This window comes from Pseudomonas sp. NPDC089743 (assembly GCF_044748785.1).
Classification (GTDB): domain Bacteria; phylum Pseudomonadota; class Gammaproteobacteria; order Pseudomonadales; family Pseudomonadaceae; genus Aquipseudomonas; species Aquipseudomonas putida_X.
On the sequence record NZ_JBIVGS010000003.1, the window covers coordinates 506043 to 522814 of the forward strand.

Here is a 16772-nt window from a genome sequence, read left to right on the forward strand (position 1 = left end):
GGTCTGGCGTGAGTGCGCCAGACCCGATCTTAACACTTCGAACCCTTGGGGAGTTCTCAGTTGTGGGCGTGCAGCGCCTCGTTCAGCTCGATCGCCGATTTGTGCGTCTTGCACTCGACGGCGCCGTTGAGCGAGTTGCGGCGGAACAGCAGGTCGGTCTGGCCAGCCAGGTCGCGCGCCTTGACCACTTTGACCAGCTCATTGTTTTCGTCGAGCAGGTTTACCTTGGTGCCGGCTGTGATGTACAGGCCAGCTTCGACGGTGTTGCGGTCGCCCAGCGGGATGCCGATGCCGGCGTTGGCGCCGATCAGGCAACCTTCACCGACCTTGATGACGATGTTGCCACCACCGGACAGGGTGCCCATGGTCGAGCAGCCGCCGCCCAGGTCCGAACCCTTGCCGACGAATACACCGGCCGATACACGGCCTTCGATCATGCCCGGGCCTTCGGTGCCGGCATTAAAGTTGACGAAGCCTTCGTGCATGATCGTGGTGCCTTCGCCGATGTAGGCGCCCAGGCGCACGCGGGCGGTGTCGGCGATACGCACGCCGGCCGGGACCACGTAGTCGGTCATCTTCGGGAACTTGTCCACCGAGAACACTTCCAGCAGCTCGCCTTTGAGGCGCGCCTCCAGTTGCAGTTCGGCCAGCTCTGCCAGGTCGACGGCGCCCTGGTTGGTCCAGGCGACGTTCGGCAGCAGCGGGAAGATGCCTGCCAGGCTCACGCCGTGCGGCTTGACCAGGCGGTGCGACAGCAGGTGCAGCTTCAGGTAGGCCTCTGGGGTCGACGCCAGGGCAGCGTCTTCGGCCAGCAGGGTGGCGACCAGCGGCTTGTGGCTTTCGGCCAGGCGGGTCAGCAGGGCTGCCTGGGCGGCATCGATGCCTTTGACGGCTTCGGCCAGTTGCGCGGCCTGGGCATTGCTGAAGGTGATGGCGTGGTTGCCACCTTCATAGCCGAGGATCGGCGCAACAGCGGCGACCAGCTCGGCGCTCGGCTTGAGCAGCGGCTGTGCGTAGAAGACTTCCAGCCAGGTGCCCTGGCGGTTCTGGGAGCCGACACCGAAGGCCAGGCTGAACAGGGTAGTGGACATATGATTACCTCGTGCGAAATAGGGGGCGATGCGTAGATGGACTCAGGCCAGCGCAGCGGCGTACAGGTCAGGTTTGAAACCGACCAGGGTGCGCGCGCCAAGGTCGAGCACCGGCCGCTTGATCATCGACGGCTGGGCCAGCATCAGCTCGACGGCCTTGGCCTGGTCGAGGTCGGCCTTGCTGGTATCGTCGAGCTTGCGGAACGTGGTGCCGGCACGGTTGAGGATCACTTCCCAGCCGTGCTCGTCGCACCAGCGGTTCAGGCTGTCACGGTCGATGCCTTGAGTCTTGTAGTCATGGAATTCGTAGGCGATGGCTTGATCTTCGAGCCAGGTGCGCGCTTTTTTCATGGTATCGCAGGCTTTGATGCCGTAGAGCGTGTAGGTCATTGTGTGCATTGGGGTCACAGGCTGCCCCAATCTCTCCATTTCCGAATGTCAGTCACGCGATTATGCGGGAACGATCCTCGGTGCGCCACGCCCGAGGCGCCCTGACGACGGGTCAGGATGTGTCTTGAGCGACCAAACGGTGAACGGGCTGGATGATTTCATTGCCCTATTGCTGCCTGGCTGTGCGCAGCGGGTAGGTGCTCTGCAAGTTGAGCCAGCACTCGGGGGTAGGCGTATGCAAGTGCAGGATTTCATTACAACTGTGGATGCAAGTGTCAGCATCTGTACGTTAGGCGGGTATCATCATGTTACATATTCATGCGCCGCCTGCGACTTTCGTGCAGCGGCCCAGGGTTGCCACACAGCGCTAACATGTTGTTTCCATGGCGGTCTTTCGCCTGGATTGATTTCGGTTCACAAAGGAAGCTTTAACGGATGCAGTCCGCCTATACCGTCCTCATCCTGCTGACGCTGGTAAGCGTGTCGAAACTGGTCGGGCGGGTGATCCCGTTGCCGCTGCCGCTGGTGCAGATCGCTGCCGGTGCGTTGTTGGCCTGGCCGAGCCTGGGGCTGCATGTGGCCCTGGACCCTGAACTGTTCCTCTTCCTGTTCCTGCCGCCGTTGCTGTTTGCCGACGGCTGGCGCATCCCCAAACGCGAACTGTGGCGCATCCGCGGGCCGGTGGTGGCGCTGGCTGTAGGGCTGGTGCTGTTCACCGTGGTCGGTGCCGGCTACTTTATCCATTGGCTGCTGCCGAGTATCCCGCTGGCGGTCGCCTTTGCCCTGGCGGCCGTATTGTCGCCGACCGACGCCGTGGCCGTCTCGGCCATCACCCAGGACCGCCTCCCCACTCCCCTGATGCACATGCTTCAGGGGGAGGCGCTGATGAATGACGCCTCTGGCCTGGTGACCTTCAAGTTCGCGCTGGCAGCGGCGATCACCGGCGTATTTTCACTGGCCGATGCCAGTTTCAGTTTTGTCTTGGTCGCCATCGGCGGGCTGGCGGTGGGTGTGGCCCTGAGCTGGCTGATTGGCAGGCTGCGCGCCTGGATGATCGCCCGTGGCTGGGATGACCCGGCCACTCACGTGGTATTCATGCTGCTGCTGCCGTTTGCCGCCTATGTATTGGCCGAGCGCCTTGGGGTATCGGGCATCCTCTCGGCGGTCGCCGCCGGCATGATGCAGAGCTGGCTGGATCTGCTGCCGCGCCAGACCAGCACCCGCCTGCTCAACCGTAGTGTCTGGTCGCTGCTGGAATTCGCCTTCAATGGCCTGATCTTCCTCCTCTTGGGCCTGCAATTGCCGGACATCATCAAGGCAGTGGTCAGCCATGAGCCTACCCTCTGGCCGACACTGGCCTGGCGTTGCCTGGATGTGCTGGCGATCTTCGCGGCGCTGATCCTGCTGCGTTTCATCTGGGTGCAAAGCATCTGGCGGGCGGTTGGGGTCGTGCGTCGCTGGCGGGGCAAACCGGCACTGGTACTGATGCCCACCGCGCGCTCATGCTGGCTGCTGACCCTAGGTGGGGTGCGCGGGGCCGTGACGCTGGCGGGTGTGATGTCGATACCGCTGCTGATCGGGGCTGGCCAGGATTTCCCAGAGCGCGACCTGCTGATTTTCATCGCGGCGGGCGTCATCTTGCTTTCGCTGGTCAGCGCCTGCGTGGCTCTGCCTTTTCTCTTGAAAGGTGTCACCCGCAGCCCGGACGAGCGGCTGCATCAGGAGGTGCAGGAAGCCTGGCGGCGCACGGCCGAGGCTGCCATTCATGCCCTGGAGGCCGAGGAAGTGATTGATGCCAGCGCCCCTCAGGATGCGGCGCAGGCGACCCTGGCCACGGAGCTCAAGGCACGGTTGATGGCCGAGTACCGCGATGAACTGGACAGTTACAACGACACGGCCGAGGCGAGGGCCTTGGCAGAGCAGATGGATTTGCTGGAGCGCCGCCTGCGCCTGCGGGCGCTCAGGGCGCAGCGCCTGGAGTTGTATAACCTGCATCGCCAGCACCTGGTAGGCGACGAGGTGGTACGGCAGGTGTTGGGTGAGCTGGACTTGAGCGAGGCGAACCTGGGGGCAGTCAAATGAGCCGCTGTAGCTCAAGCGCCGGTAAGCCGGCGTTCGAGCTACAGTGCGGCACTCACTCGATCAACGGTTTTGCACGAACGCACGAATCCGCTCAGCCGCCTCGATGCACTCGGCCAACGGTGCGACCAGTGCCATGCGTACCCGCCCGGCCCCCGGATTCACGCCGTCCACTTCGCGCGACAGGTACGAACCAGGCACCACCGTCACATGCTGGGCTTCGAACAGGTCGCGGGTGAAGTCAGCATCGCACCCCGGCACCTTGGCCCACAGGTAGAAGCTGCCATCGGGCCGCTGTACGTCCAGCACGGGCTGCAGGATATCCAGCACGGCATCGTATTTGGCGCGGTACTGGTCGCGATTCTCGCGCACATGCGCTTCATCCTGCCAGGCGGCGATGCTGGCCAGTTGGGTCTGCACTGGCATGGCGCAGCCATGGTAGGTGCGGTAGAGCAGGAACGGCTTGATGATTTCCGCATCGCCGGCAACGAAGCCCGAACGCAGGCCCGGCAGGTTGGAGCGTTTGGACAGGCTGTGGAATACCACGCAACGCTTGAAATCACTGCGGCCCAGTTCGGCGCAGGCACTGAGAAGGCCCGGTGGTGGGGCGTCTTCGTCAAAGTAGAGCTCGCTGTAGCACTCGTCGGCGGCGATGACGAAATCGTGCTCGTCGGCCAGTGCAATCAGCTTCTTCAGGGTGACCATCGGTACCAGTGCGCCGGTGGGGTTTCCCGGTGAGCACAGGAACAGGATCTGGCAGCGCTTCCAGACCTCGGCGGGCACGGCATCGAAGTCCGGGTTGAAACCGTTGTTTTCCAGGCACGGCAGGTAATGCGGCGTGGCGCCGGCGAGCAGGGTCGCGCCTTCGTAGATCTGGTAGAACGGGTTGGGGCTGACCACCAGGCCATCATCGGCGCGGTTGACCACAGCCTGGGTGAAGGCGAACAGCGCTTCACGGGTGCCGTTGACCGGCAGCACATGGCGGTCTGCGTCCAGCCAGCCGGCCGGTACGCCGAAGCGGCGCTCGCACCACTGGGCAATGGCCTGGCGCAGCGCTGGCAGGCCGATGGTGCTGGGGTAGACCGCCAGCTTGTCGAGGTTGTCGGCCATGGCCTGGGCTACGAACGCCGGCGATTCGTGCTTCGGCTCACCGATCGACAGGGCGATGGCGCGCTTGTCCACCGCAGGCTTCACGCTGCCCAGCAGGGCGCGGAGTTTCTCGAACGGGTAGGGCTGAAGCTGGGTCAAGGCATGGTTCATCGGCGCAAGGTCTCGTCAATCGTCTAATCGTTAAAAGGTCACGCGGGCCGGGCTGGCATCGCTGGCCTGGCCGGCCTGCAGCTGTTGCACGATCGCTTCCTGCAGGCGGCTGCACAACTGCGGGTCGGACAGCGGCTGGTTGTCGGCGTCGGTAATGAAGAATACGTCTTCCACGCGTTCGCCGAGGGTGGCGATCTTGGCGTTCTGCAGTGACAGGTCGAACTCCAGGAAGATCCGCCCGATCCGCGCCAGCAGCCCCGGGCGGTCCGGCGCGGTGATCTCGAGGATGGTCACCGCCCGCTGGGCATCGTTGAGGATGGTCACCTGCGGCGGGAAGTTGAAATGCTTGAGCTGGCGGGGTACCCGACGCTGGATGATGGTCGGGTAATCCTCGGGGTTGCGCAGCGCCTCGGTCAGGCCGTCGCGGATCTGCTTGACCCGTTGCGGGTTATCACCGATGGAGCCGCCGTCATTGTCGAGCACGATGTAGGTGTCGAGCGTGAACTGGCTGCTCGAGGTGATGATGCGCGCGTCATGGATGTTCAGGTTGAGCTGCGACATGGCCGCTACGGTCACGGCAAAGAAGTCGTGCTGGTCGGGGGCATAGATGAAAATCTGCGTACCGCCCTCGAACTCACGCTGGGTGGTTTCCTTGATCAGTACCAGCGGCCCGCCGTCGGCAGGCTGCTGCAGGATCGCATCACTGTGCCAGGCCACATCAGCGGCGTTGTGCTTGAGGAAATAGTCGTCACCCAGTTGCGACCAGAGTTGCTCGACGTCGTCCGGGTCGGTGCCCTCTCTGACGAGGATGTCCAGCGCAGCGCTCTGTGTCTGGCGGATCTGCTCCTCGCGGTCCAGCGGGTTTTCCAGGCCGCGACGCAGGGCCCGTTTGGTCTCGCTGTACAGTTGGCGCAGCAGGCTGGCGCGCCAGGAGTTCCACAGGCTGGGGTTGGTGGCATTGATGTCGGCCACGGTCAGCACATACAGGTAGTCCAGGCGCGTCTCGTCGCCGACATGCAGGGCGAAGTCGTTGATCACCTGCGGGTCGGACAGGTCCTTGCGTTGCGCGGTGGTGGACATCACCAGGTGGTTCTGCACCAGCCAGACGATCAGCCGGCTGTCCCAGGCGGGCAACTGATGGCGCTCGCAAAACTTCTTCGCATCCACCGCGCCCAGCTCGGAGTGGTCGCCCTGGCGCCCTTTGCCGATGTCGTGGTACAGCCCGGCCAGGTAGATGAGCTCAGGTTTGGGCAGGCGGCCCATAAGCTTGCTGGCCAGCGGGAATTTTTCGGATACCGGCGTGTACTGCAGCTTGCGCAGGTGCTTGATGAGGTTGAGGGTGTGCGCGTCGACCGTATAGATGTGGAACAGGTCGTGCTGCATCTGCCCGACGATCAGGCCGAACTCTGGCAGGTAACGGCCGAGGATGCCGTAGCGGTTCATCCGCCGCAGGTTGCGATGGATGCCGATTTCGCACTTGAACAGCTCGATGAACAGGCTGGTGTTGCGGATATCGTTGCGGAAGGTGTCGTCGATCAGGTGGCGGTGCTCACGCAGCAGGCGCACGGTGTCAGCGCGCACACCCTTGATTTCCGGGTGCTGCGCCATCAGCACGAAGATTTCCATCATGGCGAACGGCGTGCGCTTGAACACGTTGGCGTTGACCGCTTCGATATAGCCGTCGTGCAGGCGGAAGCGTGTATTGAGCGGCTGGGTGGTGCCACTGTCATCGTCGGCGAGGATGACTTCCTCGAAGTGCTGGATGATCAGGTCGCACAGCTGGCTGATGCTCATCACCACCCGGTAGTACTGCTGCATGAACTGTTCGATGGCGCGCTTGGGGTTTTCGTCGCTGTAGCCCAGCAGTGCGGCGATGCTGCGCTGGTGGTCGAACAGCAGGCGGTCTTCGGCGCGGCCGGCGAGCATGTGCAGGGCGTAGCGCACCTTCCACAAGAAGTCCTGGGAGGAGGCCAGCAGTTCGTTTTCGCTTTCCAGCAGGAAGCCTTCGCCAGCGAGGGCGTGCAGGTTCAGGGTGCCGTACTGGCGACGGGCTACCCAAAGGACTGTCTGGATGTCGCGAAGGCCACCGGGCGAGCCTTTTACATTGGGCTCGAGGTTGTACTCGGTGTCGTTGTACTTGTGGTGGCGGGCCTTGAGCTCTGCGCGCTTGGCCAGGAAGAACTCCTTGCTCGGCCACATGTGCGCGGTGCTGGTGACCTCGAGCATGCGCTGGCGCAGGGCTTCGGGGCCGGCGATGGTACGGCTTTCCATCATGTTGGTGATGACCGTCAGGTCGGCACGGGCCTGTTCGGCACACTCGTCGATGGTGCGCACGCTTTGGCCCACTTCCAGGCCGATATCCCACAGCAGCGTAAGGAAGCGTTCGATGGCATCGCGGTACTGCTCGTGTTCGACGTCGCGCAGCAGGATCAGCAGGTCGATGTCCGAGTGCGGGTGCAGTTCACCGCGCCCGTAGCCCCCGACCGCCACCAGCGCGATGCCGTCAGCGTCGCCCCAGTCGAACTGCTTCCAGGCCTGTTGCAGGATGTTGTCGACGAGCCAGGCACGGTCCTCGATCAGCTGACGGATTTCACGGCCGTCACGGAAACGCTTGTCGAGCACCTCGCCAGCCTGGCGGATGGCCTTCTTGAAAGCGGCGATGGGGCTCGCCTTGAGGGCCAGTTCCGCCTGGAACTGGCCGCGGTCGAACAGCTCGGGATCCACCTGGGGCATGCATCGCGTTCCTGTCGTAGGGGCTTTGGCGTGAATTCAGGCCGAAGTGCGCGGGATGGTGTCGTCCTTGCGCAGGGTGAAGATCTCGTAGCCGGTGGCAGTCACCACCAGGGTGTGTTCCCACTGCGCCGAGAGCTTGCGGTCCTTGGTGATGGCGGTCCAGCCGTCGCCCAGTACCTTGGTGTCGGCCTTGCCCTGGTTGATCATCGGTTCGATGGTGAAGGTCATGCCCTCTTTGAGCTCCATGCCGGTGCCGGCACGGCCGTAGTGGAGGATCTGCGGCTCTTCGTGGAACACCTTGCCGATGCCGTGGCCGCAGAATTCACGCACCACCGAAAAGCCGTTCTTTTCGGCGTGCTTCTGGATCACTTCACCGATATCGCCCAGGCGGCAGCCTGGCTTGACCAGTTCGATGGCCTTGTACATGCATTCCTGGGTGACCTTGGACAGGCGTTCGGCCCAGACCGGCACGGTGCCGACGTGGAACATGCGGCTGGTGTCGCCGTGGTAGCCATCCTTGATCACGGTGACATCGATGTTCAGCGTGTCGCCGTCCTTGAGTGGCTTGTCGTTGGGGATGCCGTGGCAGACCACGTGGTTGATCGAGGTGCAGATCGACTTCGGGTAGCCCTTGTAGTTGAGCGGTGCCGGAATGGCCTGCTGGACGTTGACGATATAGTCGTGGCACAGGCGGTCGAGCTCTTCGGTGGTAACACCGGGCTTGACGTGTTCTTCGATCATTTCCAGCACTTCGGCGGCCAGGCGGCCGGCGATGCGCATCTTCTCGATGTCTTCTGCGGTCTTGATGGTAACGGTCATTACAGGCTCTCTACGGCGCCGCAGGTGGCGCGAACAAACGGAAAAGGCCCTCATTCTATCAGAGGGCGGCTGTGAACCCAGCATCAAGCTTCAAGCTTCAAGCTTCGAGCTGCAAGCTGCAAGCTGAGCGGCGTGACTTGGGGGGGCTGCGGTCGGCTTTCTCTTGCAGCTTGAAGCTTGCGGCTTGAAGCTTAAAGCTGCGGGTTCCGTTCGTTGGCGGTCTGTGGTATAACATGCGCCGCTTTCGGGGACGACCCCGTCAGCTCAAACCCACACACGTGTCGACACGATGACCTGGGTGCCCCGCATTCCCGAACTTCTCGTTCAGCTGCGTGGGTTGGTCATTGGGATACGTGGAGGCCCAACCCGACTTATCAAGGAACTATCATGTCCCAAGTCAACATGCGCGATATGCTGAAGGCCGGTGTGCACTTCGGCCACCAGACCCGTTACTGGAACCCGAAAATGGGCAAGTACATTTTCGGCGCGCGTAACAAGATCCACATCATCAACCTGGAAAAAACCCTGCCAATGTTCAACGACGCTCTGTCGTTCGTAGAGCGCCTGGCCCAGGGCAAGAACAAGATCATGTTCGTCGGCACCAAGCGTTCCGCCGGCAAGATCGTCGCCGAGCAAGCTGCTCGTTGCGGTTCGCCATACGTTGACCACCGCTGGTTGGGCGGCATGCTGACCAACTACAAAACCATCCGCGCTTCGATCAAGCGTCTGCGCGACCTGGAAACCCAGGCCGAAGACGGCACTTTTGCCAAGCTGACCAAGAAAGAAGCCCTGATGCGTTCGCGCGATCTGGAAAAGCTGGACCGCAGCCTGGGTGGTATCAAGGACATGGGCGGCCTGCCTGATGCCCTGTTCGTGATCGACGTTGACCACGAGCGCATTGCTATCACCGAAGCCAACAAGCTGGGCATCCCGGTTATCGGCGTTGTCGATACCAACAGCAGCCCGGAAGGTGTTGACTACATCATCCCAGGTAACGATGACGCCATTCGCGCTATCGAGCTGTACATGACTTCGATGGCTGACGCCGTCATCCGCGGCCGCAACAACGTTGCTGGCGGCACCGAAGTCTACGCTGAAGAAGCGGCTGCACCTGCTGCCGAGTAATAGACGCTAGCGTCTGCTTGGCACGCAAAAAGGGGGCTTTGCCCCCTTTTTGCCACCTTGAAATCCTGCTGTCAGCAAGCGCCCCGCATTATGGGCCGGCTGAGGTTGAAACAGCGGATTTGCAGAATTGAACGCCCGTGATGAGCGGGTGGAATGGTTGAAAAACTTTCCAAGAGGATTTTGAAATGGCAGCAATTACTGCAGCGCTGGTCAAAGAACTGCGCGAGCGTACCGGCGAAGGCATGATGGATTGCAAAAAGGCCCTGGAAAAGGCCGGCGGCGACATCGAAAAAGCCATTGACGACATGCGTGCCTCGGGCGCCATCAAGGCCGCCAAAAAGGCTGGCAACGTCGCTGCTGAAGGCGCGATCGCCGTCAAGACCGACGGTAAATCCGCCGTCCTGCTGGAAGTCAACTCGCAGACCGACTTCCTGGCCCTGCAAGATGACTTCAAGAACTTCGTCGCTGAAAGCCTTGAAGAAGCTTTCGCCCAGAAGCTGACCGACGCCGCTCCGCTGATCGCCTCGCGCGAAGCCGCTCGTGAAGCCCTGGTCGCCAAGTGCGGCGAGAACGTCAACATCCGCCGCCTGGTGCGCGTTGAGGGTGACGTTGTCGGTGCTTACCTGCACGGTAACAAGATCGGTGCTGTTGTCGTCCTCAAAGGCGGCGACGTCGAACTGGCCAAGAACATTGCCATGCACGTTGCAGCTTCGAACCCAGAGTTCCTGGATGCGTCGGAAATCTCCGCCGAGGCCATCGAGCGCGAGAAGAACGTCTTCCTGCAGCTGAACGCTGACAAGATCGCCGGCAAGCCGGAAAACATCGTTGAGAACATGATCAACGGCCGTATCACCAAGTTCAAGGCAGAAGCCTCGCTGAAAGAGCAAGCCTTCGTCATGAACCCGGAAGTCAAAGTCGGCGAGCTGGCCAAGAAAGCCGGTGCTGAAATCGTTTCCTTCACCTACTTCAAAGTAGGCGAAGGCATCGAGAAGCCGGTCGACGACTTCGCTGCTGAAGTTGCCGCTCAGGTAGCTGCCGCCAAGCAGTAAGACAGGCTCGTCTGTCGCCCCAAAGAGGCTGCCCGCTCACGCGCGCAGCCTCTTTGTCAAAGCGGGAGCGGTTTTCAAGGCCGTTGCTCGCTGACGCAGTCGCTGCGTCACGTTAGAGTTACATGCAGGCTCAAGCGCAAGCAGCCCGCCAGAATTTTACAAACGCCGCAGGAGAGATTCGCAATGGCTCAGCAGGGCAGTGGTTATCAGGCTCGCTATAAACGCATTCTACTCAAACTTAGCGGCGAGGCCCTGATGGGCTCGGAAGAGTTCGGGATCGACCCCAAGGTCCTGGATCGCATGGCCCTGGAAGTCGGCCAGTTGGTCGGCATCGGTGTCCAGGTCGGCCTGGTGATCGGCGGTGGCAACCTGTTCCGTGGTGCGGCGCTCAGTGCAGCCGGCATGGACCGTGTTACCGGTGACCACATGGGTATGCTGGCGACGGTAATGAACGGCCTGGCCATGCGCGACGCGCTGGAGCGGGCGAACATTACCGCTATCGTCATGTCGGCCATTTCCATGGTGGGTGTGACCGATCACTATGACCGCCGCAAAGCCATGCGCCACCTGAACGCCAAAGAAGTCGTAATCTTCGCTGCCGGTACCGGCAACCCGTTCTTCACCACCGACTCCGCCGCGTGCCTGCGTGCCATCGAAATCGATGCCGACGTGGTATTGAAGGCAACCAAGGTCGATGGTGTATACACTGCAGATCCATTCAAGGACCCGCATGCCGAGAAGTTCGATCATCTGACCTACGATGAAGTGCTGGATCGCAAGCTGGGTGTAATGGATCTCACGGCAATCTGCCTTTGCCGCGACCACAAGATGCCGCTGCGCGTCTTCAACATGAACAAACCCGGCGCCTTGCTGAACATCGTGCATGGCGGCGCGGAAGGAACTCTGATCGAGGAAGTTCAAAAATGATCAACGACATCAAGAAAGACGCTCAGGACCGCATGGGCAAGTCTATCGAGGCTTTGGGCCGCCACCTGGCGTCCATTCGCACCGGTCGCGCCCACCCAAGCATCCTGGACAGCGTCAAGGTCACGGCGTGGGGCAGCGAAATGCCGCTGAACCAGGTCGCTGCAATCACTGTTGAAGATGCGCGCACTCTGAAAATCGTCGCCCACGACAAGAACCTCAGCGCTGCCATCGAGAAGGCCATCCTGACTTCCGACCTGGGCCTGAACCCGTCCAGTGCCGGCACCACCATCCGTGTGCCGATGCCGGCCCTGACCGAGGAAACCCGCAAGGGTTACACCAAGCAGGCCAGCGCCGTTGCCGAAGATGCCAAGGTTGCCGTGCGCAACGTGCGTCGTGATGCCCTGGCCGACCTGAAGAAGCTGACCAAGGACAAGGAAATCAGCGAAGACGAAGAGCGTCGTGCCGCTGACGAGATCCAGAAGCTGACCGACAAGTTCGTCGCCGAGATCGACGCTGCGTTCAAAGCCAAGGAAAAGGACCTGTTGGCCGTCTAAGGCCGAGGTTTTTTAATGGAAAAGACCAAGCTGGCGGCACCGTCTTCGGTGCCGCGACACGTCGCGATCATCATGGATGGCAATAATCGCTGGGCGAAGAAGCGCCTGTTGCCCGGCGTAGCCGGGCACAAGGCCGGCGTCGATGCCGTACGTGCGGTTATCGAGGTCTGCGCCAAGTCCGGTGTCGAGGTGCTGACGCTGTTCGCCTTCTCCAGTGAGAACTGGCAGCGCCCTGCCGAGGAAGTGGGGGCGTTGATGGAGCTGTTCTTCTCGGCGCTGCGCCGCGAGGCCAAACGCCTGAACGAGAACAATATCAGCCTGCGCATCATCGGCGACCGTTCGCGGTTCCATCCAGAACTGCAGGCCGCCATGCGCGAGGCCGAGGCGCAGACCGCCGGCAATAACCGTTTCATCCTGCAGATCGCCGCCAACTACGGCGGGCAGTGGGATATCGCCCAGGCCGCCCAGCGGCTGGCGCGTGAGGTTCAGGCCGGTCATCTGCGTCCGGATGACATTACGCCCGGGCTTTTGCAAACCTGCCTGGCGACGGGCGACCTGCCGTTGCCGGACCTGTGCATCCGCACGGGTGGCGAGCACCGCATCAGCAACTTCCTGCTGTGGCAGTTGGCTTACGCCGAACTCTATTTCTCCGACCTGTACTGGCCGGACTTCAAACACGAGGCCATGCGCAATGCCCTGGCCGATTTCGCTTCGCGCCAGCGCCGCTTCGGTAAGACCAGCGAGCAGGTCGAGGCTGGAGCTCGTGCTTAATGCTTAAACAACGCATCATTACCGCGCTGATCCTGCTGCCGGTCGCGCTGGGTGGTTTCTTCCTGCTCAACGGCGGGGATTTCGCTCTGTTCATCGGCTTCGTGGTGACCCTGGCGGCCTGGGAATGGGCGCGCCTGGCCGGGTTGATGGCCCAGCCGCTGCGCATTGCCTATGCCGCTGTCGTCGCTGGTGCGCTGATGCTGCTCTACCTGATGCCTGACCTGGCGCCCTGGGTGCTGGGTGCGTCGGTCATCTGGTGGGGCATGGCCACCTGGTTGGTACTGACCTATCCGCGAAGCAGTGAGCTGTGGGTCAGTGCTGCCTGTCGTCTGCTGATCGGTCTGCTGATCCTGCTACCTGCCTGGCAAGGCCTGGTGTTGCTCAAGCATTGGCCGCTGGGTAACTGGCTTATTCTCTCGGTCATGGTGCTGGTGTGGGCGGCCGATATCGGCGCTTACTTCTCGGGCCGTGCTTTCGGCAAGCGCAAGCTGGCCGCGCAAGTCAGCCCGGGCAAAAGCTGGGAAGGCGTCTATGGTGGCCTGGCGGTCAGCCTGGTGATTACGCTCGCGGTCGGCATAACTCGCGATTGGGGTGTCGGCCAGATTCTGCTGGGGCTCCTGGGGGCTGCGCTGGTGGTCATGGCATCGGTGATTGGTGACCTGACCGAGAGCATGTTCAAGCGCCGCGCGGGTATCAAGGACAGCAGCAACCTGCTGCCCGGCCATGGCGGGGTGCTTGACCGCATCGACAGCCTGACTGCAGCCATCCCGTTGTTCGCAGTGTTGCTGTGGGCTGCCGAATGGGGTGTGATGTGACAGCGCTACAGCGTATTACCGTGCTGGGCGCCACCGGCTCCATCGGCCTCAGTACCCTGGATGTGATCGCCCGCCATCCCGAGCGCTACCAGGTATTTGCATTGAGCGGCTATTCGCGCATCGATCAACTGCTGGCCCTGTGCGTGGTGCATCGCCCGGCCTATGCCGTGGTGCCGAACGGCGAAGCCGCTGTGCGCTTGCGCGAAGGCCTGGCAGCTGCGGGCTGCGCCACCGAGGTGCTGGAAGGGGAGGCGGGCCTGTGCGAGGTCGCTGCCGCCCCCGAAGTCGATGCGGTGATGGCCGCCATCGTCGGCGCTGCGGGCCTGCGCCCGACGCTGGCCGCGGTCGAGGCGGGCAAGAAGGTGCTGTTGGCCAACAAAGAGGCGCTGGTGATGTCCGGCGCGCTGTTCATGGAAGCTGTGCGGCGCAGTGGTGCAGTGCTGCTGCCGATCGACAGCGAGCACAATGCCATCTTCCAGTGCCTGCCGGGTGACTATGACCGGGGTCTGAGCCAGGTGGGGGTGCGCCGAATCCTACTGACTGCCTCGGGCGGGCCGTTTCGCCAGACCCCTCAGGCCGAGCTGGCCGATGTCACGCCAGAGCAGGCTTGTGCCCACCCGAACTGGTCCATGGGGCGCAAGATTTCCGTGGACTCGGCGAGCATGATGAACAAGGGCCTGGAGCTGATCGAGGCCTGCTGGTTGTTCGATGCGGCGCCAAGCAAGGTCGAAGTGGTGGTGCACCCGCAGAGCGTGATCCATTCCCTGGTGGACTACGTAGACGGTTCGGTGCTGGCCCAGTTGGGTAATCCGGACATGCGCACGCCCATTGCCAATGCCCTGGCCTGGCCAGAGCGGATCGATTCTGGTGTGGCCCCGCTGGACCTGTTCGCCATCGCTCGCCTTGATTTCCAGGCTCCCGACGAACTGCGCTTTCCCTGCCTGCGCCTGGCTCGGCAGGCTGCGGAGGCGGGCAATAGCGCGCCAGCGGTGCTCAATGCGGCCAACGAAGTTGCCGTGGATGCATTTCTTGAGCGGCGTATCCGCTTCCCGGAGATCGCGAGTATGATCGAACAGGTGCTGGCCCAGGAACCCGTGGTGCCTGTGCCTTCGCTGGAGGCGGTGTTTGCTGCCGATCAGCGCGCCCGAGAGTTGTCCCGCGAGTGGTTGAGGCGCCAAGGCCGCTGATGCTGCCCGGCCCAGAGGATGTGCGAAAAGTCGTTCCGCTGAACGTCATTCGGAGAAAGACATGACTGCGCTGTACATGATTATCGGCACCCTGGTGGCCTTGGGTGTACTGGTCACTTTCCACGAATTCGGCCACTTCTGGGTGGCTCGGCGTTGCGGGGTCAAGGTGCTGCGCTTTTCCGTGGGCTTCGGCCCCGGGCTGTTGCGCTGGCATGACCGCCACGGTACCGAGTTCGTGGTGGCGGCCATTCCTTTGGGCGGTTACGTCAAGATGCTCGACGAGCGTGAAGGCGAAGTGCCGCCAGCGCTGGCCGACCAGTCCTTCAATCGCAAATCGGTTCGCCAGCGCATCGCCATCGTCGCCGCAGGCCCCATTGCCAACTTCCTGCTGGCCATCGTTTTCTTCTGGTTGCTGGCGATGCTCGGCACCCAGCAGATCCGCCCGGTCATCGGTGCGGTAGAGCCTGGCAGCCTGGCTGCATCGGCTGGCCTGGTTGCCGGCCAGGAAATTGTTTCCATCGATGGCAAGGCGACCAGTGGCTGGTCGGCCGTCAACCTGCAGCTGGTACGTCGCCTGGGCGAAAGCGGAACATTGCAGGTCGGTGTACGCGATGAGGGCGCCAGCGCCGAGCGTCAGTTGCAGGTCAAGCTCGATAGCTGGCTCAAGGGTGCAGACGAGCCTGACCCGATTCAGTCGCTCGGGCTGCGGCCATGGCGGCCGGTCGTGGCGCCCGTGCTGGCCGAGATTGATCCAAAAGGGCCAGCGGCAGCTGCCGGGCTGAAAACCGGCGACAGGCTGCTGAGTCTCGATGGGGTGGCCTTGAGTGACTGGCAGCAGGTTGTCGATAGCGTACGCGCCCGCCCTGAAGCCAAGGTCGTGGTGCGTGTCGAGCGCGACGGTGCGGCGCTGGATGTGCCGGTAACCTTGGCTCGAAAAGGTGGGGGCGCCGCTGCCGCAGGGTACCTGGGCGCCGGGGTGAAAGGCGGCGAATGGCCAGCCGGCATGCTTCGTGAGGTCAGCTACGGTCCGCTGGACGCGGTAGGCGAGGGCCTTTCCCGGACGTGGAACATGAGCGTCCTGACCCTCGAATCCCTGAAGAAAATGCTGTTCGGTGAGCTCTCGGTAAAAAACTTGAGCGGACCGATAACCATTGCTAAAGTGGCGGGCGCTTCAGCCCAGTCCGGCGTGGGGGATTTCTTGAATTTCCTCGCCTACCTGAGCATTAGCCTGGGGGTTCTTAACCTGCTGCCCATTCCAGTGCTGGATGGGGGGCATTTGCTGTTTTACCTGGTCGAGTGGGCGCGCGGTCGTCCATTGTCGGATCGGGTTCAAGGTTGGGGGGTCCAGATCGGTATCAGTTTGGTCATAGGGGTGATGTTGCTCGCCCTGATCAACGATCTGGGTCGACTATAAAAGCTTCGCATTGCAAACCTGCCGCCAATTGCGGCAGGTTGTTTATTGCCAGTTGGAATAAAAGGACTTCATGAAACGTCTGCTGCTAACTGCGGTCCTCTCCGCATTGATGATCGCTGAAGTTCACGCCGAGTCCTTCACCATCTCCGATATTCGTGTCAACGGCCTGCAGCGGGTATCCGCCGGCAGCGTTTTCGGTGCCTTGCCCCTGAACGTGGGCGATCAGGCCGATGACCGGCGCCTGGTGGAGTCGACCCGGTCGCTGTTCAAGACCGGCTTCTTCCAGGACATTCAGCTGAACCGCGACGGCGATGTCCTGATCATCAACGTGGTCGAGCGCCCGTCGGTGTCGAGCATCGAGATCGAAGGCAACAAGGCGATCAGCACCGAAGACCTGATGAAGGGCCTGAAACAGTCGGGCCTGGCCGAAGGCGAGATTTTCCAGCGTGCCACCCTCGAAGGTGTGCGTAACGAGCTGCAGCGCCAGTACGTGGCCCAGGGCCGCTACTCGGCCGAGGTCGACGCCGAGGTGGTGCCGCAGCCGCGCAACCGGGTTGC

At 62.3% G+C, this 16772-nt stretch carries 15 protein-coding genes; 10 read left to right on the forward strand and 5 right to left on the reverse strand.

All coding sequences use genetic code 11. The features are described from left to right. Window positions 1-56 precede the first annotated feature (56 nt). Both dapD and ACIPZC_RS09180 read right to left on the reverse strand, forming a co-directional pair. The gene (gene dapD, locus ACIPZC_RS09175; RefSeq protein WP_241804406.1) at window positions 57-1091 is read right to left on the reverse strand and encodes a 2,3,4,5-tetrahydropyridine-2,6-dicarboxylate N-succinyltransferase; all 1035 of its coding nucleotides are present in this window, start codon (window positions 1089-1091) and stop codon (window positions 57-59) included. Between the two features lie 42 nt (window positions 1092-1133). Beyond that, a complete protein-coding gene (locus ACIPZC_RS09180; RefSeq protein WP_241804440.1) occupies window positions 1134-1481 on the reverse strand; it encodes an ArsC family reductase in 348 nt (115 codons plus the stop codon). A gap of 435 nt (window positions 1482-1916) precedes the next feature. On the opposite strand from ACIPZC_RS09180, the gene ACIPZC_RS09185 reads away from it, so the two are divergent. After that, window positions 1917-3563, forward strand: coding sequence for a Na+/H+ antiporter (locus ACIPZC_RS09185; protein WP_400626342.1), 1647 nt, complete (start codon window positions 1917-1919; stop codon window positions 3561-3563). 60 nt (window positions 3564-3623) lie between these two features. Here the strand turns inward: ACIPZC_RS09185 and dapC are convergent, their stop codons facing one another. The 3 genes from dapC to map are packed head-to-tail and all read right to left on the reverse strand — an operon-like array spanning window position 3624 to window position 8372. After that, window positions 3624-4820 carry a succinyldiaminopimelate transaminase gene (gene dapC, locus ACIPZC_RS09190; protein WP_400626344.1) on the reverse strand — a complete coding sequence of 399 codons (1197 nt, stop codon included), beginning with the start codon at window positions 4818-4820 and terminating at the stop codon, window positions 3624-3626. 30 nt (window positions 4821-4850) lie between these two features. After that, the gene (locus ACIPZC_RS09195; protein WP_267818232.1) at window positions 4851-7553 is read right to left on the reverse strand and encodes a [protein-PII] uridylyltransferase; all 2703 of its coding nucleotides are present in this window, start codon (window positions 7551-7553) and stop codon (window positions 4851-4853) included. 36 nt (window positions 7554-7589) lie between these two features. Continuing rightward, entirely contained in the window at window positions 7590-8372 is a 783-nt protein-coding gene (map, locus tag ACIPZC_RS09200) for a type I methionyl aminopeptidase (RefSeq protein WP_004375406.1), read from the reverse strand. Window positions 8373-8759: 387 nt separating this feature from the next. Here map and rpsB point away from each other — a divergent pair, with 387 nt between their 5' ends. The 9 genes from rpsB to ACIPZC_RS09245 all read left to right on the forward strand — a co-directional run. Further along, window positions 8760-9497, forward strand: a complete 738-nt coding sequence (gene rpsB, locus ACIPZC_RS09205; protein WP_012315900.1) for a 30S ribosomal protein S2 — start codon at window positions 8760-8762, stop codon at window positions 9495-9497. A 185-nt stretch (window positions 9498-9682) separates the two neighbouring features. Then, complete coding sequence (gene tsf, locus ACIPZC_RS09210; RefSeq protein WP_008094914.1) at window positions 9683-10546, forward strand: translation elongation factor Ts; 864 nt, start codon at window positions 9683-9685, stop codon at window positions 10544-10546. Window positions 10547-10729: 183 nt separating this feature from the next. Next, window positions 10730-11473, forward strand: a complete 744-nt coding sequence (pyrH, locus tag ACIPZC_RS09215) for a UMP kinase (protein ID WP_008094912.1) — start codon at window positions 10730-10732, stop codon at window positions 11471-11473. Then, on the forward strand, window positions 11470-12027 hold the full coding sequence (gene frr, locus ACIPZC_RS09220; protein WP_241804411.1) for a ribosome recycling factor: 558 nt from the start codon (window positions 11470-11472) through the stop codon (window positions 12025-12027). Before pyrH ends, frr begins: the two co-directional genes overlap by 4 nt. Before the next feature lie 15 nt (window positions 12028-12042). Then, window positions 12043-12798, forward strand: a complete 756-nt coding sequence (gene uppS, locus ACIPZC_RS09225; RefSeq protein ID WP_241804412.1) for a polyprenyl diphosphate synthase — start codon at window positions 12043-12045, stop codon at window positions 12796-12798. Next, entirely contained in the window at window positions 12798-13613 is an 816-nt protein-coding gene (locus ACIPZC_RS09230) for a phosphatidate cytidylyltransferase (RefSeq protein ID WP_400626349.1), read from the forward strand. Before uppS ends, ACIPZC_RS09230 begins: the two co-directional genes overlap by 1 nt. Further along, on the forward strand, window positions 13598-14800 hold the full coding sequence (ispC, locus tag ACIPZC_RS09235) for a 1-deoxy-D-xylulose-5-phosphate reductoisomerase (protein WP_400626351.1): 1203 nt from the start codon (window positions 13598-13600) through the stop codon (window positions 14798-14800). Before ACIPZC_RS09230 ends, ispC begins: the two co-directional genes overlap by 16 nt. A 61-nt stretch (window positions 14801-14861) precedes the next feature. Beyond that, a complete protein-coding gene (gene rseP / locus ACIPZC_RS09240) occupies window positions 14862-16214 on the forward strand; it encodes an RIP metalloprotease RseP (RefSeq protein WP_400626353.1) in 1353 nt (450 codons plus the stop codon). 70 nt (window positions 16215-16284) lie between these two features. Then, window positions 16285-16772, forward strand: a 488-nt coding sequence (locus tag ACIPZC_RS09245) for a POTRA domain-containing protein (protein WP_400626355.1), incomplete at its 3' end; no start/stop codon positions are given.